Source organism: Sanguibacteroides sp. AM78-02pH3A (assembly GCF_027666085.1).
GTDB classification, from domain to species: Bacteria; Bacteroidota; Bacteroidia; order Bacteroidales; family Marinifilaceae; genus Gabonibacter; species Gabonibacter massiliensis.
In genome coordinates this window covers 127,827-147,815 of sequence record NZ_JAQEHX010000003.1, presented here as the reverse complement: position 1 = coordinate 147,815, position 19,989 = coordinate 127,827, and the positions used below count along the sequence as shown (strand labels likewise).

Sequence of the window (19,989 nt, the reverse complement as noted above, 5' to 3'; positions counted from 1 at the left end):
GATGGCATCCATAAGATACAGAACGATCAAAGACAGGATATTTTTCTATACCATCTGTTCATTAGCCTCCCTGACCGTCATCCCCCTATTTATGATCATCGGGGAATTGATAAAAAAAGGATACAAACAGATCAACTGGAATTTCTTTACCGAAACAGCCCCCAGCACCTTAGACGCCATGCTCGCCAAAGGCACGGGAGAAATCATTCCCGGGGGTATCGCCAACGGAATCACCGGAACCTTACTCATGGTAGGAATGGCTACCGTTATTGCCATACCGGTTGGTATTATGGCCGGAATTCATCTTTCGGAAAAACCCAGAACCCTATTTTCAAACACTACCCGCTTCTTTACCGACCTGATTCAAGGAAGTCCCTCTATCGTTATCGGTATTATCGCTTACAGTTGGATCGTAAAGCCGCTGAGCAGCTACTCTGCCTTAGCAGGCAGCGTCGCTTTAAGCATCATGATGCTCCCCCTGATCATAAGATCCACCGAAGAGACATTAAAAATGCTACCGGGTTCGTTAAAAGAAGCCGGACTCGCACTCGGAGCCTCTTATACGAGCGTAATTTTAAAACTACTACTCCCGTCTGCTTTCGGAGGTTTGTTCACAGGTATATTGTTAGCAGTTTCCCGTGTAATGGGAGAAACAGCTCCATTGATGCTGACAGCCCTCGGAAGCACGGTCATCAATTGGGATGTCACAGCTCCGACCAGTGCCGTTCCCCTTTTAATTTGGGAGTTTTATAACGATCCCAACCTGATCGATATGATCTGGAGTTCCTCGCTTTTCCTCCTGTTACTCATATTATCGCTCAATCTAATAGCCAAACATATAGCCAATAAATGGAGAAATCAATAATATAATCAATAACGACCTATGGTATCTACAGCAAATCCCATATTACAACTACAAGAGGTTTCGATCTCCTACACCCCCGGCAAAAACGCCGTCAATCGCGTGAATGCCCGTATCGAAGAAAAAAAGATTACGGCCATTATGGGGCCCTCCGGCTGCGGGAAAAGTACTCTTTTACGAGCCATAAACCGAATGCACGAACTCTATCCGGATATCCGCATTACGGGTGAAATCCTTTTAAACGGGAAAAACATATTAAAGACGAACCCCATGGAAGTCAGGCGCATGGCCGGTATGGTCTTTCAAAGGCCCAATCCATTTCCGACCATGAGCATATATGATAATGTCATTGCCGGTTATAAACTAAACGGAATTCGTTTACCTCGTAAAGAAAAAGATCAGATCGTCGAACAAAGCCTGCAAAATGTCGGATTATGGGAAGAGGTCAAAGACGCTCTCTATAAAAAAGGAACCTTCCTTTCCGGCGGACAGCAACAACGCCTGTGTATCGCCAGGGCGTTGGCTTTAAAACCGCAAATTTTGTTAATGGACGAACCGACTTCCGCATTGGATCCCATCGCCACCAACCGGATTGAAGAGTTACTTTTGGAACTTAAAAAAGAATTTACGATCCTGATCGTTACTCACAATATGTCGCAGGCTGCCCGAATTTCCGATTACTCCATGTTTATGTATTTGGGGGAATTAATCGAGTACGATGAAACTCAAAAGATGTTCACCGCCCCGCAAGACAAACGGACCGAAGAATATCTCACCGGGCAATTCGGTTAATCAATCAGAAGAGTCAGACCATTTAATCATTACGACATGAATACCATCAGAGAAAACTATTTAGAAAAAATAAGAGAAGATTTTGAAGTACTCTCCAAAATCGTATTCCTTCAAATGGATTATATCAACCAACTAACGGTAGATAATAAAAATCCCGAAATACACGCGGAAATAGAACATAACGAAACGATCATCGACGGCATGGAAATAAAAATCAGAGATGAAGTGATTCGTTCTATCGTCCTTTATTCCCCGAGAGCTACCGATTCCCGAAAGATCATGTCCTACCACGATATGACAGCCTATCTGGAACGAATCGGAGATCTCATTCTCAACATTGCCGATTTTTTAAAAGAGACCGATCGAAACGGCAAATGTTTCCTGACCCATGAAAAAATAATACGGGAACAACTCGCCATAGTAAAAAAAATGACACAAAATGCTATCTTTGCTTTCACCTGTGAAGACACCGAACTGGCAAAAGAAGTCATTCAAACGGATGACAGGGTGGATTTCCATCACAAAGAAATCATCCACGGTATTCCGGTTTGCTTTGTCGGTAAGACGATCAACGAACAGGATATGTTAGATGCTCTTTCCATAAGCGGTATGTCCTATAATATAGAAAGGATAGGAGATAACGCGACGAATATCGCAGAAGCGGCAATCTATTTAATGGAAGGGAAGAATGCAAAACATTTACATAAAAACGAAGATACTCCGGAACTCCCAATCGAATAAAACTATGGAAAAGAAACGAATTTTAGTCGTCGACGACGAAGCGGACTTACGAGAAATCCTGCAATTCAACTTGGAAAACGAGGGTTATATGGTCGATACGGCCGAATCAGCGGAACAGGCCTTAAAAATATTAACGAAAGAACACGAATTGATCTTGTTAGATGTCATGATGACGGGAATCTCCGGATTTAAAATGGCGGAAAGGCTTCGTAAAGAACTTCACAACACGACACCTATCATTTTCCTTACAGCCAAGGATACGGAAAATGACATGCTTACCGGGTTCAGTATCGGCGGAGACGATTACATTGCAAAACCATTTTCCATCAAAGAGGTATGCGCACGGGTAAAAGCCGTTCTGAAGCGGGTGGCCGCTACCCCGGAACAACAGATAGAGATCGGCGAGATTCTTATCAACGCGGTGACCAAACAAGTTATTGTCAACAAGCAATCTGTTCCACTTACCAAAAAAGAGTTCGAAATATTGTATATGTTAGCCAAAGCCCCCGGACGAATCTTTTCGAGGGAAGCTATCCTCCGTAACGTATGGGCCGATGACGGTTATGTTTTAGAGCGCACGGTAGATGTACACATCACCCGCCTGAGAAAAAAACTCGGGGAACAAGGACACTATATCGTGAACCGTTCCGGTTATGGGTATTGTATTGAAATTTAAATCATTAAAAACATCATTCGATGAAACTCTCTTATAAACAAAAATTATTTTTATATTTCTTTGTCGTATTTTCCATTTTCACGATAGGAATTATTTTTTTCCAACAAAAAAGAGAAAAAGCGTATAAAACAGAAAATTTACGCACGACACTCAACGACTACGCGACGATTCTTGCCCAATATGTCGATACGAAGCAGCTGGTACGGGATCATCGTATCGATTCCATCCAGAATATATTACAAATTCTTCCCCATAATCTACGGGTAACCTTGCTTAATCGTACGGGAAAAGTATTATTCGACAATAGCATAGAGCAGGATAAAGAGATCGAAAACCATTTGCAACGTCCCGAGATCCAGGCTGCGTTAATACACTCCACGGGAGCAGCCGTTCGCCACTCGACCACCTTGGGCATAGAATACTACTACTATGCAAAAGCGTATCCTCATTTTTTTATTCGCGTCGCACTACCCTATGATATTGAAGTTCAGAATTTTCTAAAAACAGATAATATTTTTCTGTATTTCATCACGTTACTGTTTTTCATCGCCCTGATATCCCTCATTTACCTATCGGACAGATTTGGAAAAGCCATCTCCGGTTTAAAGGATTTCATCGTTTCGGCAGACCATCACAAGGTGGATTACAACCATATCCATTTCCCCCATACGGAACTCGGAGAGATCGGAAATAAAATCATTCGCAACTACCAATTGCTTGAAGAGAGTAACCGCCAAATTAATGTCGAACGGGATAAACTGCTGCGCCATTTCCATTACTCGGATGAAGGGATCGCCATATTCGCTGCTAACGGAGAAAAAATATACGCCAATACCCACTTTATTCAATACCTGAACACCTTATTGGACGAACCTACATTCCGCCTCGAAGGGATTCTGGAGCAACCCGATTTCATAAAACTGAACGAATTCTTAAAGAACAACACACCTGTCAATCCGAACGCACATACCATACCCGTGTTTCAATGCAAACTTTCCAAAGGAGGAAAACATTTTGCCCTCAAATTACTTTTGTTTACGGATAACAGTTACGAGATTACCCTGAACAACATCTCCGACAATGAAAAAAACAGATTACTCAAACAGGAGATGACAAATAATATCGCACACGAACTGAAAACTCCCGTAAGCAGCATTCGGGGCTATATCGAAACCCTATTGGAACAACCGGACATTACTCCCGACAAACAACATTTCTTCCTGGAGCGAACCTATTCCCAAGTCGTCAGGCTTTCCGACCTGATCCGGGATATCGCTTTAATCACCAAAACGGAAGAAGCTTCGGAGCTTTTCCAAAAAGAAGAAGTTAACGTATACACGACCGTACAAGAGGTTATCGCAGACCTGAACGATGCACTTACCTCCCATAGTATCACCGTACAAAACCATATCAAAGAAGATTTGTTTATCGAAGGAAACAAAACCTTGATTTACGCCATATTCCGTAACTTAATGGACAACTCCATCAACTACGCGGGAGATCACATTATCATTGTTATCGATAACTATACAAACGATCAGGAATTTTGTTATTTCTCTTATTATGACACAGGACAAGGAGTCGACGAAATGCACTTGCACAGACTCTTCGAACGTTTCTACCGCGTATGCGAAGGAAGAAGCCGCCAAACGGGAGGATCGGGCTTAGGACTTTCTATCGTAAAGAACGCCGTGTTATTCCATAAAGGAGAAATATCCGCCAAAAACAGAAAAGAAGGAGGTTTGGAATTCCTCTTCTCCTTACGGAAAAAACTCTTCTGAATCCCACGTATGCGCCTCGAAGCAAAAAGGAAGTTTTGATTTTTCAGACTTCCTTTTTATAATTTAAGATTTTCACACGCAACCTTTTATTTCCCCACTCATCTATTAAACAGAAAACAGAATAAACCGACAAGTAAACAGGATATGAAAATCGAAAGAATATTACGTCTGACCGTACTATTTATCATTGCCGTTCTCGTCGTTGCTTCTTGTGATGACGATGGGTACAGCCTGAGCAAGTTTTCGATTAGTTATGGAGTTATCCATAAATCAGCCGAGGATAGCTATACCGTAAAATTGGATAACGGTTCTGTTATATATCCGTCCTACTCCGATGTTCCGACCCAAAACTTACAGGACAGCACGCGTTTATTGGTTGATTTCACTATTCTTCAGGATGCGATACCCGGCAGCAAATTTGATTATTATGTAAGGATCAATGGAATTGAACGGATTTTAACCAAAAATATACTTCCCTATTCGGAAGAGATTTTAGATAGCTTAGGAAATGATCCCGTTATCGTGAACGATTATTGGATCGCTCAAGATTTTCTCACGATCGAATTTTTCTTCGCCGGAGGGCTTGTGCAACACCTGATCAACTTAACGCAACATCAGGGATTGACGGAAGACGGGAAAGTACTGTTAGAATTTCATCACAATGCCAATAACGATCCGGATTGTTATAAACTCAATAGCGCCGTTGCATTTCCCTTAAACAAGATTTTCAACGAGACGGGCGACTCCGTCCAGCTTCGCGTACGGTATAAAGGTTTTGACGGAGAAGAACATTTCGATATAACCTATCGTCCCCGAAAATAAACTCATAATTGACGAAAAGGTGCATACGCCGTCCGACATTCCGGGCGGCTCTTCTATTCTCCTCTACAATAAATAACATGACATCCCGACATTTACAAGCCCCGTAAAACCATCCATTCGGAAACATTTCATGATCGTCCATTTGTAATTTTTCCTTTTATTCATTTGGATTATCCGAAAAACTACTTATCTTTGTACCCGCTAACGACAAGCAAACGTTCTTTGAACAAGGGCAGTTACCAGAGTGGCCAAATGGGGCTGACTGTAACTCAGCTGGCTTAGCCTTCGGTGGTTCGAATCCATCACTGCCCACGAATTTTTAATAGCGGATGCTGAAAGCATCCGTGATTGAAAAAAGTTTACCGTCAAAAGTCCGCTTTTGGAAGGTTAAATATTTTTCAATCAACATGAAAAGCATAGCTTTTCGCTATTAAAAATTAGTAAGGTCCCCCCTCTCAGGATCGCCGAACGAAGTGAGGCCATTCACACGGGACAGGAACTTATATTTGCGGAAATAGCTCAGTCGATAGAGCACTAGCCTTCCAAGCTGGGGGTCGCGGGTTTGAGTCCCGTTTTCCGCTCCACGAAAAAGCACTTACAAAAGTAAGTGCTTTTTTTATTTTTAATCATTTAGGATCTAATCATCTATTTAAAACGTGTCTCTTCCGTCTCCTCCAACGTACGTTTTTCAGAAGTAATCAATCCTCCCTTGTAACGTACTTTCCAGGTATGACCGCATTGCCGGCATTTGTAATTAAAAGCATATATTTGGTATTGGCGACGGAACCATTGATTGCGATCTACCCTTTCTTCTACAAGGGTATCCCCTTCCCAATAATGGGTAGTTACACTGTCGGATTGATGATCGTACTCCCATTTGGTCCCGTCTTTAGTCATTCCGAGAAAACTCAAATCATTGTAAATATTACATTTGGCACACCTTCTTTGAAGACGGGACTCCGTATGATAAAGGGCAGCAAAAAAAAGCAACACACAGATGACAACCAACACAAAGGCCAGGAATCCGTCGGCAAGTATCCACAGACATTCTCCCGCTATATACATCAATACCCCCGATCCTATCATCATTGCCCCACTAATGGAAACATTACTTTTGGAACGATCAAATAAATAACGTCGAAGAACCCGCACATTCAAATAGTAGAAACCGACAATACAAACAATAATGATAAAACCCAACACGATACCGATCATTATTCTCCGAATATCCCACGACGTACCGGCAACGTTTTTCTTAGCGGCAGTAAGTTCCTTGTAATATTTCTTATGATGCTCCCGAATGGTTTTTACCATCTCTTTCGGCACTGTAAATTTTACGGTCGATCCCGCCTCCGTGGGAACCAACGCTTCTTTATCGATCTTTCCCAAAAAAGCGTAAGATTTATCCGCGGGCGAAACACTAAAATAATTGGCATAATAATCCGGATAGGCTCGATTCAATCGTATGACATCTCCTTTATAAAAGGTTTGGGAAACAGACAACGGAAGACCTTCATACCAACTGCCATAAACAACTTCCACCGTCCCCACGACAGAATCGAGTACAACTTCATAATTACGCACTCCCTCCAAATAGGTTCCCAGGACAGATACGGGAATAAAGCCTCCAAGGGAACCACTTCTTTTAGGTACAATAAGCCATTTACTATCGTAAGAAAGCCTTAGATCAATCACACGACCTTTACCCACGATATACGTTACAACACGAGAGCCGATTTTTTTATCTTCATAAACGGGGACACTATCCTGTTGAGCATACCAGACTCTCTTTTTATACCATGTTTGGGCCTCTAGCTCGCTGACGGACAAAAACACAGTAACCGACAGCAACATAACACGCCCCACGAATAATCTAAAATCTCTACTCCTTTTCCTTGAAAAAACACTCATATCAATTTCCATTAACAAACATGCATCAAAGTTAAAAATTATATCCGAATTTCAATACATTCAAATGGAAATACCAATTATCACCTCTTATAGAGTCAACAAATCCTGAAAATATATGCAATTAAGCATTACATTATATACAACTTATATATCTATAAAAATAATAGAAAAATCGCCTGTACATTTGAAGAAACACTCTCTTTTTTACAAAAGATTTGCAAAAAATCGTCCTATAATCAATAAAAACGCGTAAAAAAAAGGGAATAAACCATCGTTTTTCAATAAAAAAAGCAGCCACATTTACATGCAACTGCCTGTTTTTCAACTGTCGGGGTGACAGGATTCGAACCTGCGACCCTCTGCTCCCAAAGCAGATGCGCTACCGGACTGCGCTACGCCCCGAATCAATTTTGGGTAGCCCCTAAATAAAATCCCCTGAGGATTGTTCCCTGACCTTTCCGGATAGAAACCTTAATTACTTAAGATTCGATTTCAAAATCAGTGGCGGAGAGAGGGGGATTCGAACCCCCGGTACAGTAATCCCGTACGACAGTTTAGCAAACTGTTGGTTTCAGCCACTCACCCATCTCTCCATTTGCGGAGACAAAAGTAGCGTTTTTTACCGTTCCCGCAAGTTTTTACGGGACTTTTTTATATATTTTTCGATTTAATCGCTAAATATTTCACTTCATAGTCGTTTTTTCCGGTTTATTCCCCGGACATTTTCCCAACTTTTTCCACAACTGACGATGGAATTTCCGCTCTGCTTCCATCATTAACCACAATTTACGGGCAGATAGCTCTTTTACGATTTTCTGATAATAGTCCCTTTTAAGGCTTTGCATTCGCTCTTCCGCTTTCAAGATCGTTTCGATATTGGTTTGTGCCTCTTTTTCCGTTATGTCCCCGGAAAACTTCGTTGCCAAATCACGAATGACATTTCCCGCTTCTCGAATTTTCTTTTGCATCTCGTTATACAAAGGCCAAAACTTAACGGCCTCTTCCGGAGTCAGGTTCATCTCTTGAGTAAAAAAAGCCACTTTCTGAGCCTCGAACTCCTTTCTTTTCTCCTCACTTAATTTTCCTTGCGCAAAAAGTGAGAACGTAATTCCCAACATTCCTATAATCAAACCTACTTTTTTCATAAACATTCTCTTTAGTTACTCAATCTGATACCGTCAAAAAAATATTTACCCATATCCACCTCTTGTGCCAAATACTCTATAATTTCTTCCTGGGTCGGATTAAAATCTTCGTCCAATTCGGTTTCGTGCAAACCGCTTTCATCGGTCTTTACAATGCTGTTCCCCTCCCTCAGCAACCTTTTATTTTCATCCACAAAACGAGGAAAAATCCATTGGACAACGAAAATGGCAAACAGGAATGTTGCCGTCAACCCCAAGTAGGGTTTTACCATCTGTATATAACTCGTTTTCACCGGATGCTTCGCTTCCTCCACCCGATCCATGATCCGGGATTCCAACGAATCGAAGTATCCCTCCGGAACCGCAAAAGGATTCTTTTTCTTATATTTATCATTCAAATCATCCATGATCGTTCATTTTAAGTCGTTTCAATATTCAAATTCCTGCAATGTATCTGAAATTTTCAGACTCTCTTCTATTTTCTTTACCGCCATATGGTAGGTCGCTTTCAATGTCCCGACAGCAACATTCAAAATCTCTGCCATGTCTTCATACTTCATATCATCATAATATTTCATATTAAAGATCATGCGCTGGCGTTCCGACAACCTTAAAACGGCTTTCTGCAATTCCCGTTGTATATCATCTCCGTCAAAATAAGGATCGCTTTCCAACCGATTTTCCAGCATTACTGTTATCTCTTCGGAATTCCCGTAAGGCTTTCTTCGTTTTTCATTTAAAAAATTAATCGCTTCATTGGTAGCCACCTTATACATCCATGTAAATAATTTAGCTTCGTAACGAAATTCCTCAATCCCTTTCCAGATTTTCACAAAAACATTTTGCAAAATATCATTGCTATCCTCATGGTTGATCACGATTTTCCGGATATGCCAATACAGTCTTTCCCCGTACTCTTTTATCAGCATCCGAAATGCCTGATCCTCTCCACGTTCGGAATGGAACAATTCTATTATCTCTTCATCACTCATTAATCTACACTATATTATCTATATGCTTTTTTATTTGAGACAACAGATACCTTCGAAGGTTTATTATATCTCCCGATTATTTTAATCTCAAATCCGAAAATTTCTTTTTCCCGAACAAGAAGTAGCCTATCACGATACTTTTCCCGTATACGCCTTTACAAACTACATTTTTTCCTTCCGGAACATATTTCGATTTTAGTCCATAGTAAGCGATATAAGCCCGATACACCGACCGGGCATTGGCGAATTCTCCTTTTAATAAAAAAAGAAAAGCAGCCAATAGATCGAACAGAAAACGAACGGTAAAAACCTTTAATCTATGCCCGCTTCCCAGATTCTTATACAGCATTAATAAATTATTGCGGTAATTCAGGAACAATTTCCGGGGATGATTCATAGGTAAGGACCCTCCGCCTAAATGAAAAACGACAGAATCTGGAATCACTTTCAACTGATATCCTTTGTTTTTCAAACGCCAGCAAAGATCGATCTCTTCCATATGGGCAAAGAACGTTTCGTCCAATCCGCCTGCATCCAAATACTCTTGCCGCCGAATGCACAAAGCGGCACCCGTGGCCCAAAAAACCTCCATTACCTCATCGTATTGTCCGGTATCAGCTTCTACACTATCCAATATACGGCCCCGACAAAACGGAAACCCTAACCAATCGATAAAACCGCCACAAGCCCCGGCATATTCAAACCGATTTTTTTGGCGATAGGAACGAATTTTCGGTTGAACACCGACCACATTCGGTTCTTTATCCAACAAGTCAATCAAAGGCTCTAACCATCCTTCTGTAACCGCCACGTCACTATTCAATAGAACGACGTATTCCGACTCTACCTTTTCGATGACCCGGTTATATCCCCCAGCGAAACCATAATTACGATCCAACAAAATCCGTTTCACCCGAGGGAACTCCCGTTTCAATAACTCCACGGAAGCGTCGGTCGAACAATTATCCGCAACGATGATCTCTCCCAGCGCCACGTCAGTATTACGAATAACGGAAGGAAGAAATTCCCGCAATAATTTTTCCCCGTTCCAGTTCAATATGATAACTGCGACCTTATACATCCGACATGTTTTAAAATCCATTGATCTTCATCCGTTATTAACGCATCCGTCCCGAATCCCGTTTGTCTTCCCCCGTACCTTCAGGCCTCGTATGCTTCCATCTCCTATGCGACCAAAGCCAATACTCAGGTGTCTCCCGAATAAAAGATTCCAACAAACGAGTATGCATCTCGGTCAATTCACCGGGAGCCAAATTCGCCGGATGACTACACAAATCGACAAAATCGACCTCGTAATATCCCCGTTTAATCTTCCTCATATGCACGGAAACAACCGGAAAATCATACTTTCGGGCAATCTTTTCCGTCCCTAATAAAATAGGAGTATCCTGATTTAAAAAGTTCATCCAAAAATTCAAATTACGTCGATTAGGCGTCTGATCACCTATAAAACCAGCCAAAAACAGACGTTTCTCCGAACGATAACGATTAATTACCCGCAAAACGTCCTCTCTGGGAATCGGCTTGGCGCCAAAATGAGAACGGATCCGAAGGGTCATTTTGTTCATGATCGGATCATGAATCGGTTTATACAAAGGCAAAAAATCGACGCCATCACTCCATAAACTATACGAGGACATCCACTCCCAATTTCCGTAATGTCCCAAAACACCGATAACACTACGACCTTCCTGAAAATACTTCCGAGGAACAGAGGTATGGCGAAATACACACCGTTTCCGGATCGTTTTTTCCGACATATGCCATAATTTATACAACTCTATGGACAGGTCCGACAAGTGTCTATAAAATTTCCGTTCTATCTGTCTGATCTCTTTTTCGGTTTTCTCCGGAAAAGAACGACAAAGGTTTTTCCTGACCACGGAACGCCTGTAATGAAAAACATAATAAAGCAATCCGTAATTCATATCCGCAATCAGATACAAAATAGGAAAAGGTAAAAAACTCATGATCCAAAGGATACCATACAGGATATATGAAAACATGGCTGCATTTTATTACTTGCCAAAGATAAATCCTTTCGACATGAATTCCAAAAAAGAATTTATGATGCGTCCCTATTTCGGAAATACCTTATCCTGCATTCAAATCTTACCCTATTTTTAAACTTCTCACGTTCAATTTTCAATTATTAATTGTGATTCTCAGAATTAATAATTATTTTCGTGAGTTGAATGCGTTAAAAACACGAATAGATATGGAGCAAGATAACTTACAACAATCCGAGGAATTAAACGTTAACAATAACGTATCCCCGGAAACTTCGAACATCGAAACAGAAAACGAGGTTTCAGTTCAGGGGCAACCCGCACCGATAGAGAAAATCACCGTAAAGGAACCGCCGGTATGGGATTTTTCCAGTTTTAACACCGAAGAGATCATTTCCCATGCCAAAGAACTGATCACGAACTTTCCCGTATACCAGTTGAAAGTTTTAGAAACTCTTCCCCAGATATTCGAAACGCAATACGAAAAAGAGCAAGAAAAAGCTCGGAATGAATTTGTTCAGGCAGGACATCCCGTCGAAGAATTCAATTACCCGAATGACTCTAAAGAACGTTTCTACGGTGTATACCGACAATACCGGGAAAAGAAAACGGCATACTACAAAAAAACGGAAGAGGAGAAAGAGGAGAATCTGAAAATCAAACTTCAAATCATTGAAGAATTAAAGGAATTGGTCCAAAAAGAAGAGTCATTGAATAAAACATTTCAAGAATTCAGATCTTTACAGGAAAAATGGAGAAACACGGGGATGGTCCCTCAAGCCAATGTAAATGACTTATTGGAGACCTATCATCTGCACGTGGAGAATTTCTACAACTACATAAAAATCAACAAAGAACTCAGGGATCTGGATCTCAAAAAGAACTTGGACAGCAAGATCAATTTATGCGAACAAGCAGAGAAGTTGCTCGAAGAGAATAATATAGGAAACGCATTCAAACAATTACAACAGCTCCACCAGCAATGGAAGGAAATAGGTCCCGTCCCCAATGATCAAAAAGAGACCATCTGGGATCGATTCAAAGAGGCTACCAATAAAATAAACGATGCCTATCACAACTTTTTCGAGTCTTTAAAGAAAGAACAGGAAAACAACCTGAAAATCAAAGAGGAAATATGTATCAAGGCTGAAAATATTTCAATGGGAGAATACAATAATTTATCCTCTTGGAATGATGCGACGAAAGCAATTCTCGAATTGCAAGAGGAGTGGAGACATTCGGGAACCATTCCTCAAAAAGAGAGAAACAAAATCTATAAACGTTTCAGAACAGCTTGTGATGCCTTTTTTGAAAAGAAACGCAGATTTTATCAACAGACCCAGGAAGTTCAACAGAAGAATCTGGAACTAAAAATCGCTCTGTGCGAAAAAGTCGAAGCTATCCAGGACAGCACGGAATGGAGGACTACAACCGATAAAATCATTGCTTATCAACGGGAATGGAAAAAAATAGGTCCCGCACCCAAGAAATACTCGAACAAAGTATGGAATCGCTTCAGAACGGCCTGCGACTTTTTCTTCAACAATAAAAACGCTCATTTAAAGAATTTAGACTCCGACCAGCAAAAAAATCTGGAGATGAAAAAAGCGTTGATAGAAGAAGTTCGCAACTTCACGTTAAGTGACAATAATGAAGCAAATATCGAAACCCTTAAAAATTTCCAGGCCCGTTGGGTGGAAATCGGCTTCGTTCCCATAAAAGAGAAAGATGCCATACAGGCTGAATTCAGAAATTTGCTGAATTCTCATTTCGATCAACTTGATATTAATGAATTTGATAAAAACCTGGAGAAATTCAAGTCGAAAGTCAATACGTTCGACAACAGCGAAGATAAAGACACTAAAATCATCCAGGAAAGAGAAAAATTGGTGAACAAAATCAAACAGCTCGAAACGGATCTGCACGTTTGGGAAAACAACATCGGTTTCTTCTCCAAATCAAGCAACTCGGATACATTAATCAAAGAATTTTCTAATAAAATAGAAGCTGCCCGTCATAAGTTATCCCTGATGTACGAGAAGTTGAAAGTAATAGACAGCATGATCTGACATGCACGCAAATGATATAGAGGCGCTGTAAAAAGCGCCTCTTTTTATGCGATACATTATATTTTTTCTTACTTTTGCGTCTAAGTTTTAATTTGTCGGGGAAATTTTTGTTTAGTTCTGTGTAACAATGATTTTCGGTATTTGTAATAAAGAATAAAAATAATTATAAAACTATACATATCGTGTCAACAAAATATGTTTTCGTTACGGGAGGAGTGGCCTCCTCTTTAGGAAAAGGTATTATTGCTTCTTCTTTAGCAAAGCTTTTACAAGCGAGAGGTTATAAAGTGGCGAATCAAAAACTCGATCCGTACATTAATATCGATCCGGGTACTCTTAACCCGTATGAACACGGAGAATGTTATGTAACAAACGATGGAGCCGAAACGGACCTCGATCTGGGACATTACGAGCGTTTCACCAACTGTCCGACCTCTCAAGCCAATAACATAACCACCGGAAGAATATATCAAAATGTTATTAATAAAGAACGCCGGGGGGATTATTTAGGGAAAACGGTCCAAATCATTCCTCATATTACGGATGAGATCAAGCGTAATATCAAATTGCTGGGAGCAGAAGGCGATTACGACGTAGTTATTACCGAAATAGGAGGAACGGTAGGAGACATCGAATCTCTCCCGTTTATCGAGGCCGTTCGCCAACTTCGTTGGGAATTAGGAGAAAAATCCGTTTTCATTCACTTGACATTAGTTCCATACTTAACGGCATCCGGCGAATTAAAGACCAAACCGACTCAGCACTCCGTAAAATCGTTATTGGAAATAGGAGTACAACCCGATATCTTGGTATTACGCACGGAACACGAGTTAAGTAGCGATCTCAGGAGAAAAGTGGCTCTTTTCTGTAACGTAGACCCGAAAGCCGTCATTCAATCCATAGATGTAGACACGATATACGAGGTGCCCATCAAAATGAGAGACGAAAAATTAGATGAAATCGTATTATCTCAACTGGGATTACCACTGAAACACGAACCGGATCTCGAATCTTGGGAGCGTTTTCTATATAAATTCAAAAACTACAATCACCAGATTACCGTCGCTTTGGTAGGGAAATACGTTGAACTGCACGATGCTTACAAATCTATCGTGGAATCTTTTATACATGCGGGAGCGGTCAATGACTGTAAAGTCAACGTAAAATGGGTACATAGTGAAAATTTAACCAAAGAAAACATAGAAGAGACCATGAAAGGGGTAGACGGCATTTTGGTCGCCCCCGGTTTCGGTAACAGGGGTATTACAGGAAAATTAATAGCCATTGAATATGCCCGGACCAACAATATCCCGTTCTTCGGCATATGTTTGGGAATGCAAATGGCAGTTATAGAATACGCCCGTAATGTTCTCCATTTGGAAGGAGCGGACTCTGTCGAAATGTCTCCCAAAACCAAATACCCCGTAATCGACCTGATGGAATCTCAAAAAGAGATTACAAACAAAGGGGGAACCATGCGTTTAGGAGCTTACAAATGCGTATTGAAAGAAAACTCGAAAGCATTTGAGGCATATGGAGTGAAAGAGATAGAGGAGAGACATAGACACCGATACGAATTCAACGGACAATTTACCGAACAGTTCGAAAAAGCCGGCATGATCACCACAGGCATAAACCCGGAAACAGGACTTACGGAGATCATCGAGATCCCGTCCCTGAAATGGTTCGTGGGAACTCAATTCCATCCGGAATACAAGAGTACGGTAACCAATCCCCATCCTCTATTCGTGGCATTCATTAAAGCTTGTTTATCTTAATATAAATAACCTGGAAATATCAATTTGAAATCGAAATTAAAATTAAAATCACCCTATGGATAAAAATTCAATCTCAGGTTTAATTATCATTGCCTTAATATTAGTTGGGTATTCCTATTTTATGAGCCCGTCAAAAGAGGAGTTACGGGAAATGCATATCCGGGATTCCATTGCAAGGGTTGAAGCTCAAAGGTTAGCAGCTATTGAAAAACAGCAGAAAGAAGACTTCGCTCTCTCCCAGCAGGACAGCAGTTCAAAAACTGAAACCCCATTTTCTTTATTCAAACAGGATTCTCTGACTCCGGAAGAATTTACCCTGGAAAATAATAAAATCAAACTCCACATCGATAGTAAAGGAGGACGAATCACTTACGTCGATTTAAAAGGATATCGCACACACGATTCTTTACCTCTGGTCTTATGGCAGGCACAAACCAGCTCGTTGGGGCTAAATTTCTATATAAAAAATCATCAGATCAACACGGAAGAGCTGATCTTCACTCCCAACACGGATCAAAAGAAATTGGTTGCCGACCGACAAGAGCAAGTATTAAGCATGAGGGCTTACATCGACGATAACAAATACCTCGAGTTTGTTTACAAATTAGCCCCGGATACTTACATGGTGAATTTCAACATCAACACGCACAACTTAAATGAAGTTATCGCGCAAAATACATCATTTCTGACTCTATACTGGGGTGTTGATATGCCTCAATTAGAAAAAAGTAAAGATTTCGAGAACAGGTATACGGGAGTTTATTACAACTTCTCCGACGACGACGTGGAACACCTTTCTCCCTCGAGTGACGAAAAAACGGAATTGCCGACCAAAATCAAATGGGTCGCTTACAAGCAACAGTTCTTTTCATCGGTACTTATTGCTGACGATGCGTTCGCTAACGTAATGTTATCCTCCAACATCAACAACACACCCGGATATCTTAAAACAGCTTACGCGGAGATTCCTCTCCCCTATTCCGGCAAGGCTATCGAAGCATACGACATGCGTTTCTTCTTCGGCCCCAACTCTTATCCTATTTTAAGGGAATACGGAAAAGAGATCGACTTACCCGAATTAGTAGACTTGGGCTGGAAATGGATCGCTTGGTTCAACCGTTACGTGGTAATTCCTATTTTCAACTTTTTGGAAACACACGTAACCCTCAATTACGGATTAATTATCTTTTTACTGACTCTTATCATCAAATTGGTTCTTTTCCCGTTGACCTATAAATCCTATATGTCACAAGCCAAGATGAGGGTATTGAAACCCCAAATCGACGAGATCAATAAAAAGATTCCGGCAGACAAGGCTATGGAACGGCAACAGGCCATGATGAAATTATATAAACGGGCGGGAGTGAATCCTATGGGAGGATGTTTACCCATGTTATTACAAATGCCTATTTTGATCGCTCTTTTCTATTTCTTCCCCGGCGCAATCGAGTTGAGACAAAAAAGCTTTTTATGGGCTACGGACTTAGCTTCCTATGATTCCATCGCAACATTACCTTTTAACATTCCCTTCTACGGGAATCACGTCAGCTTGTTTTGTTTGCTGATGACTGTCACAAACATCATCTATATGGTCATGAATCAAAAAAACCAGCCCCAAAACGATCAAATGAAAGGTATGCAGGTGATGATGTACATTATGCCCGTTATGTTCCTTTTTATCTTTAACAGCTACTCCTCCGGATTGAGTTACTATTACTTCATAGCGACCTTGATCACCATTGTTCAAACGTGGGTTATCCGCAAATTCGTCAATGACGAGAAGCTTTTAAAACAAATCGAAATGGCCAAAGCAAAACCTGTGAAAAAATCCAGGTTCCAACAAAAATTAGAAGAAATGCAGCGGCAGCAAGAACAACACAGGAGGCAAAACAAAAAATAAAAGATTACAGTACCCTTTTAAAAAAAGGCTTTCTATGCTAAAAAGTTGTTTCTGTTATCAGGAACAACTTTTTTTGTAGAAAATAGTAAAAAACGTTAACCCCTTAACCTATCTTATCGTATGTCTACAAAAAAGATATGAATAGAATAGCAGTTACAATGAAAGGAAAACCGATTACTTTAATCGGCAAAACAACCCGAAAAGGGGAAGAAGCATTGAGGTTTTACGGAATGGGCCGCCAATTGGAAACCATTAGTTTAGAAGATTTTAAAAACAAAAACGTCCTTATTACCTCTTTCCTGTCGGTTGATATTCCTGCATGTGCTGCTCAGTTACATCGATTGGATAACATAGCGAAAAGCTTAGGCAAAGATCTCATGATCGTGGCGATCTCCTGCGATCTCCCGTATGCACAGGAACGCTTTTGTGAAATAGAGGGAATCCGTAATATCACCATGTTATCCGATTACAGAGACATTGATTTCGGCTTGAAATACGGTTTTCTCATTGACGAATTACGTTTACTTACCCAGGGGATCGTTATCATAAGTAAAGAGAGGAAAATAAAATACGTTGAATACGTTCCGGAGGTCACACAGGAACTCTCTTACGACAAACTATTGGCAGCCCTCGAATTTTTAGAGTGATTCGCTTTCCTTATAAACAATAGGGTTTGAAACGATTTTCTCTTTTCAAACCCTATTGTCTTAAAATCTTCGATAGCTTACAGTTGCTTTAATAAATTGATCATTTCAATAGCTGTTGTCATAGCTTCAAAACCTTTATTTCCCGCTTTCGTTCCGGCCCGTTCAACGGCTTGTTCTATCGAGTCGGTCGTTAAAACTCCGAAAATAACAGGTACTCCCGTTTGAAGTCCCACGTTAGCAATACCTTTGGTCGCTTCATTGGCAACCATATCAAAATGCGGTGTAGCTCCGCGTATGACGGCTCCAATACATACAACGGCATCGTATCGGTGAGTTTCAGCCATTTTTTTAGCTACTAACGGAATCTCAAACGCCCCGGGGACCCAAGCCAAATCGATATTCTTCTCATCACCGCCATGACGATTAAAAGCATCAATCGCACCACCGAGCAATTTACTGGTGATAAACTCATTAAAACGTCCGGCCACGATACCGATACGTTGTCCTTCTGCCAATAATTTTCCTTCCAATAAGTTCATTGTCTCTATTTTTTATTATTTATTATTTGTTTACTTCGTTTTCCTTTTCCTGTATCAATTTCTCGACCTCTTCACGTCCGCGGACATGAAGTATATGTCCCATCTTCTTGTACTTCGTGTACATGTAAAATTCATTTTTCTCGTTACAAGTCATCTCAATAGGCTCGCGTCCGACGATCTCAATGCCATATCCTTCCAGTCCGCTAATTTTCTGCGGATTATTGGTCATTAATATCATTTTTTTCACACCTAAATCGGCCAAAATCTCCGCTCCTGTACCATACTCCCGTAAATCGGCCTTGAAACCGAGTGCCAGATTTGCTTCTACCGTATCCATTCCCTCATCCTGCAGATGGTAGGCTCTCAATTTATTGATCAAACCTATACCCCTTCCTTCTTGTCGCATATATAATAAAACTCCGCGTCCATTCTCGGCTATTCTTCTCATAGCTTCAGCCAACTGATCTCCACAATCACAACGCAGAGAACCGAAAACGTCTCCCGTCAAACACTCCGAATGTACTCGGCACAACACGGGTTCGCCATCCGTCACGTCTCCCTTAACCAAGGCGACATGATGTTCTCCATTGATTTTATTCACGTAACCGTATGCCTTAAAGTAACCGTATTTTGTGGGCATTTCCGCTTCCGTTACCCGTTCTACCAAAATTTCAGTCCGGCGGCGATAGGTAATCAAATCCGATACCGTAATCATTTTCATATCATGCCTGCGGGCAAATTCTTTTAATTCGGGAGTCCGCATCATAGTCCCGTCTTCCCGCATAATCTCGCAACACAATCCACACTCTTTCAATCCGGCGATACGCATCAGATCGACTGTCGCTTCCGTGTGTCCCATACGTTCCAACACTCCTCCGGGTTTTGCCTCCAAAGGGAACATATGGCCGGGACGACGGAAATCAGTCGGTTTCGCCCCCTCCTCCACACATTTCATCGCCGTCACGGAACGCTCCAAAGCAGAAATTCCCGTTGTTGTAGAAACATGATCTATCGAAACAGTAAAAGCCGTACAGTGATTGTCCGTGTTCGTAGCCACCATCTGCTCTAACCCCAGTTTGGTCGTTAATTCACGACTCATCGGCATACATATCAGCCCCTTGGCATAGGAAGCCATAAAATTTACATTTTCCAACGTAGCATGTTCAGCCGCACATATCAAATCCCCTTCGTTTTCCCGATCGGGATCATCAACAGCAATAATCATCTTTCCGGCTCTTAGGTCTGCGACAGCCTCTTCAATCGTACTAAATTCAAATTCTTTCATATCTTTATCTGTAAATAAA

At 41.0% G+C, this 19,989-nt stretch carries 18 protein-coding genes and 4 tRNA genes; 12 read left to right on the top strand and 10 right to left on the bottom strand.

Annotated features, from left to right (window positions below; translation table 11 throughout):
- Position 1 precedes the first annotated feature (1 nt).
- The 8 genes from pstA (at position 2) to PGR74_RS05575 (ending at position 6,258) form a co-directional block, all read left to right on the top strand.
- Positions 2-865, top strand: coding sequence for a phosphate ABC transporter permease PstA (gene pstA, locus PGR74_RS05610; protein ID WP_041504169.1), 864 nt, complete (start codon positions 2-4; stop codon positions 863-865).
- Positions 866-883: 18 nt separating this feature from the next.
- A complete protein-coding gene (pstB, locus tag PGR74_RS05605; protein ID WP_041504168.1) occupies positions 884-1,654 on the top strand; it encodes a phosphate ABC transporter ATP-binding protein PstB in 771 nt (256 codons plus the stop codon).
- A 36-nt stretch (positions 1,655-1,690) separates the two neighbouring features.
- Complete coding sequence (locus PGR74_RS05600; RefSeq protein ID WP_041504167.1) at positions 1,691-2,395, top strand: phosphate signaling complex PhoU family protein; 705 nt, start codon at positions 1,691-1,693, stop codon at positions 2,393-2,395.
- Positions 2,396-2,399: 4 nt separating this feature from the next.
- Positions 2,400-3,071: a response regulator transcription factor gene (locus PGR74_RS05595; protein ID WP_041504166.1), complete on the top strand. Its 672-nt coding sequence runs from the start codon at positions 2,400-2,402 to the stop codon at positions 3,069-3,071.
- Between the two features lie 20 nt (positions 3,072-3,091).
- Positions 3,092-4,852, top strand: a complete 1,761-nt coding sequence (locus PGR74_RS05590; protein ID WP_041504165.1) for a sensor histidine kinase — start codon at positions 3,092-3,094, stop codon at positions 4,850-4,852.
- A gap of 144 nt (positions 4,853-4,996) precedes the next feature.
- Complete coding sequence (locus tag PGR74_RS05585; RefSeq protein ID WP_041504164.1) at positions 4,997-5,674, top strand: NigD1/NigD2 family lipoprotein; 678 nt, start codon at positions 4,997-4,999, stop codon at positions 5,672-5,674.
- A gap of 230 nt (positions 5,675-5,904) precedes the next feature.
- Positions 5,905-5,986, top strand: a tRNA-Tyr gene (locus tag PGR74_RS05580).
- A gap of 196 nt (positions 5,987-6,182) precedes the next feature.
- Positions 6,183-6,258, top strand: a tRNA-Gly gene (locus PGR74_RS05575).
- A gap of 61 nt (positions 6,259-6,319) precedes the next feature.
- Here PGR74_RS05575 and PGR74_RS05570 read toward each other — a convergent pair.
- The 8 genes from PGR74_RS05570 to PGR74_RS05535 form a co-directional block, all read right to left on the bottom strand.
- On the bottom strand, positions 6,320-7,585 hold the full coding sequence (locus tag PGR74_RS05570) for a hypothetical protein (protein WP_146216440.1): 1,266 nt from the start codon (positions 7,583-7,585) through the stop codon (positions 6,320-6,322).
- Between the two features lie 328 nt (positions 7,586-7,913).
- Positions 7,914-7,987, bottom strand: a tRNA-Pro gene (locus PGR74_RS05565).
- 100 nt (positions 7,988-8,087) lie between these two features.
- Positions 8,088-8,178 (bottom strand) — tRNA-Ser (locus PGR74_RS05560).
- 90 nt (positions 8,179-8,268) lie between these two features.
- A complete protein-coding gene (locus PGR74_RS05555) occupies positions 8,269-8,730 on the bottom strand; it encodes a hypothetical protein (protein ID WP_052634785.1) in 462 nt (153 codons plus the stop codon).
- Between the two features lie 11 nt (positions 8,731-8,741).
- Positions 8,742-9,137 carry a hypothetical protein gene (locus tag PGR74_RS05550; RefSeq protein ID WP_041504162.1) on the bottom strand — a complete coding sequence of 132 codons (396 nt, stop codon included), beginning with the start codon at positions 9,135-9,137 and terminating at the stop codon, positions 8,742-8,744.
- Positions 9,138-9,158: 21 nt separating this feature from the next.
- The gene (locus PGR74_RS05545; RefSeq protein ID WP_041504161.1) at positions 9,159-9,722 is read right to left on the bottom strand and encodes an RNA polymerase sigma factor; all 564 of its coding nucleotides are present in this window, start codon (positions 9,720-9,722) and stop codon (positions 9,159-9,161) included.
- 76 nt (positions 9,723-9,798) lie between these two features.
- The gene (locus tag PGR74_RS05540; RefSeq protein WP_041504160.1) at positions 9,799-10,803 is read right to left on the bottom strand and encodes a glycosyltransferase family 2 protein; all 1,005 of its coding nucleotides are present in this window, start codon (positions 10,801-10,803) and stop codon (positions 9,799-9,801) included.
- Between the two features lie 37 nt (positions 10,804-10,840).
- Positions 10,841-11,749 (bottom strand): lysophospholipid acyltransferase family protein, encoded by a 909-nt coding sequence (locus tag PGR74_RS05535; protein WP_052634783.1) that lies wholly within the window; start codon positions 11,747-11,749, stop codon positions 10,841-10,843.
- Positions 11,750-11,961: 212 nt separating this feature from the next.
- On the opposite strand from PGR74_RS05535, the gene PGR74_RS05530 reads away from it, so the two are divergent.
- The 4 genes from PGR74_RS05530 (at position 11,962) to tpx (ending at position 18,146) form a co-directional block, all read left to right on the top strand.
- Positions 11,962-13,821: a DUF349 domain-containing protein gene (locus PGR74_RS05530; protein ID WP_041504159.1), complete on the top strand. Its 1,860-nt coding sequence runs from the start codon at positions 11,962-11,964 to the stop codon at positions 13,819-13,821.
- Positions 13,822-14,003: 182 nt separating this feature from the next.
- Positions 14,004-15,599 carry a CTP synthase gene (locus PGR74_RS05525; protein ID WP_041504158.1) on the top strand — a complete coding sequence of 532 codons (1,596 nt, stop codon included), beginning with the start codon at positions 14,004-14,006 and terminating at the stop codon, positions 15,597-15,599.
- A 55-nt stretch (positions 15,600-15,654) separates the two neighbouring features.
- Positions 15,655-17,499 carry a membrane protein insertase YidC gene (yidC, locus tag PGR74_RS05520; protein ID WP_041504157.1) on the top strand — a complete coding sequence of 615 codons (1,845 nt, stop codon included), beginning with the start codon at positions 15,655-15,657 and terminating at the stop codon, positions 17,497-17,499.
- Between the two features lie 137 nt (positions 17,500-17,636).
- Positions 17,637-18,146: a thiol peroxidase gene (gene tpx, locus PGR74_RS05515; protein WP_041504156.1), complete on the top strand. Its 510-nt coding sequence runs from the start codon at positions 17,637-17,639 to the stop codon at positions 18,144-18,146.
- Between the two features lie 77 nt (positions 18,147-18,223).
- Here the strand turns inward: tpx and ribH are convergent, their stop codons facing one another.
- Together ribH and PGR74_RS05505 are read right to left on the bottom strand one after the other, a co-directional pair.
- Positions 18,224-18,685: a 6,7-dimethyl-8-ribityllumazine synthase gene (ribH, locus tag PGR74_RS05510; RefSeq protein WP_041504155.1), complete on the bottom strand. Its 462-nt coding sequence runs from the start codon at positions 18,683-18,685 to the stop codon at positions 18,224-18,226.
- A gap of 22 nt (positions 18,686-18,707) precedes the next feature.
- Positions 18,708-19,970: a bifunctional 3,4-dihydroxy-2-butanone-4-phosphate synthase/GTP cyclohydrolase II gene (locus tag PGR74_RS05505; protein ID WP_041504154.1), complete on the bottom strand. Its 1,263-nt coding sequence runs from the start codon at positions 19,968-19,970 to the stop codon at positions 18,708-18,710.
- Positions 19,971-19,989: the final 19 nt, after the last annotated feature.

What these genes read in the sequence shown, in the direction of transcription:
- pstA (WP_041504169.1), top strand. Translation starts at nt 2, where the DNA reads ATGGCATCCATAAGATACAGAACGATCAAAGACAGGATATTTTTCTAT.
- pstB (WP_041504168.1), top strand. Translation starts at nt 884, where the DNA reads ATGGTATCTACAGCAAATCCCATATTACAACTACAAGAGGTTTCGATC.
- PGR74_RS05600 (WP_041504167.1), top strand. Translation starts at nt 1,691, where the DNA reads ATGAATACCATCAGAGAAAACTATTTAGAAAAAATAAGAGAAGATTTT.
- PGR74_RS05595 (WP_041504166.1), top strand. Translation starts at nt 2,400, where the DNA reads ATGGAAAAGAAACGAATTTTAGTCGTCGACGACGAAGCGGACTTACGA.
- PGR74_RS05590 (WP_041504165.1), top strand. Translation starts at nt 3,092, where the DNA reads ATGAAACTCTCTTATAAACAAAAATTATTTTTATATTTCTTTGTCGTA.
- PGR74_RS05585 (WP_041504164.1), top strand. Translation starts at nt 4,997, where the DNA reads ATGAAAATCGAAAGAATATTACGTCTGACCGTACTATTTATCATTGCC.
- PGR74_RS05570 (WP_146216440.1), bottom strand. Translation starts at nt 7,585, where the DNA reads ATGAGTGTTTTTTCAAGGAAAAGGAGTAGAGATTTTAGATTATTCGTG.
- PGR74_RS05555 (WP_052634785.1), bottom strand. Translation starts at nt 8,730, where the DNA reads ATGAAAAAAGTAGGTTTGATTATAGGAATGTTGGGAATTACGTTCTCA.
- PGR74_RS05550 (WP_041504162.1), bottom strand. Translation starts at nt 9,137, where the DNA reads ATGGATGATTTGAATGATAAATATAAGAAAAAGAATCCTTTTGCGGTT.
- PGR74_RS05545 (WP_041504161.1), bottom strand. Translation starts at nt 9,722, where the DNA reads ATGAGTGATGAAGAGATAATAGAATTGTTCCATTCCGAACGTGGAGAG.
- PGR74_RS05540 (WP_041504160.1), bottom strand. Translation starts at nt 10,803, where the DNA reads ATGTATAAGGTCGCAGTTATCATATTGAACTGGAACGGGGAAAAATTA.
- PGR74_RS05535 (WP_052634783.1), bottom strand. Translation starts at nt 11,749, where the DNA reads ATGTTTTCATATATCCTGTATGGTATCCTTTGGATCATGAGTTTTTTA.
- PGR74_RS05530 (WP_041504159.1), top strand. Translation starts at nt 11,962, where the DNA reads ATGGAGCAAGATAACTTACAACAATCCGAGGAATTAAACGTTAACAAT.
- yidC (WP_041504157.1), top strand. Translation starts at nt 15,655, where the DNA reads ATGGATAAAAATTCAATCTCAGGTTTAATTATCATTGCCTTAATATTA.
- tpx (WP_041504156.1), top strand. Translation starts at nt 17,637, where the DNA reads ATGAATAGAATAGCAGTTACAATGAAAGGAAAACCGATTACTTTAATC.
- ribH (WP_041504155.1), bottom strand. Translation starts at nt 18,685, where the DNA reads ATGAACTTATTGGAAGGAAAATTATTGGCAGAAGGACAACGTATCGGT.
- PGR74_RS05505 (WP_041504154.1), bottom strand. Translation starts at nt 19,970, where the DNA reads ATGAAAGAATTTGAATTTAGTACGATTGAAGAGGCTGTCGCAGACCTA.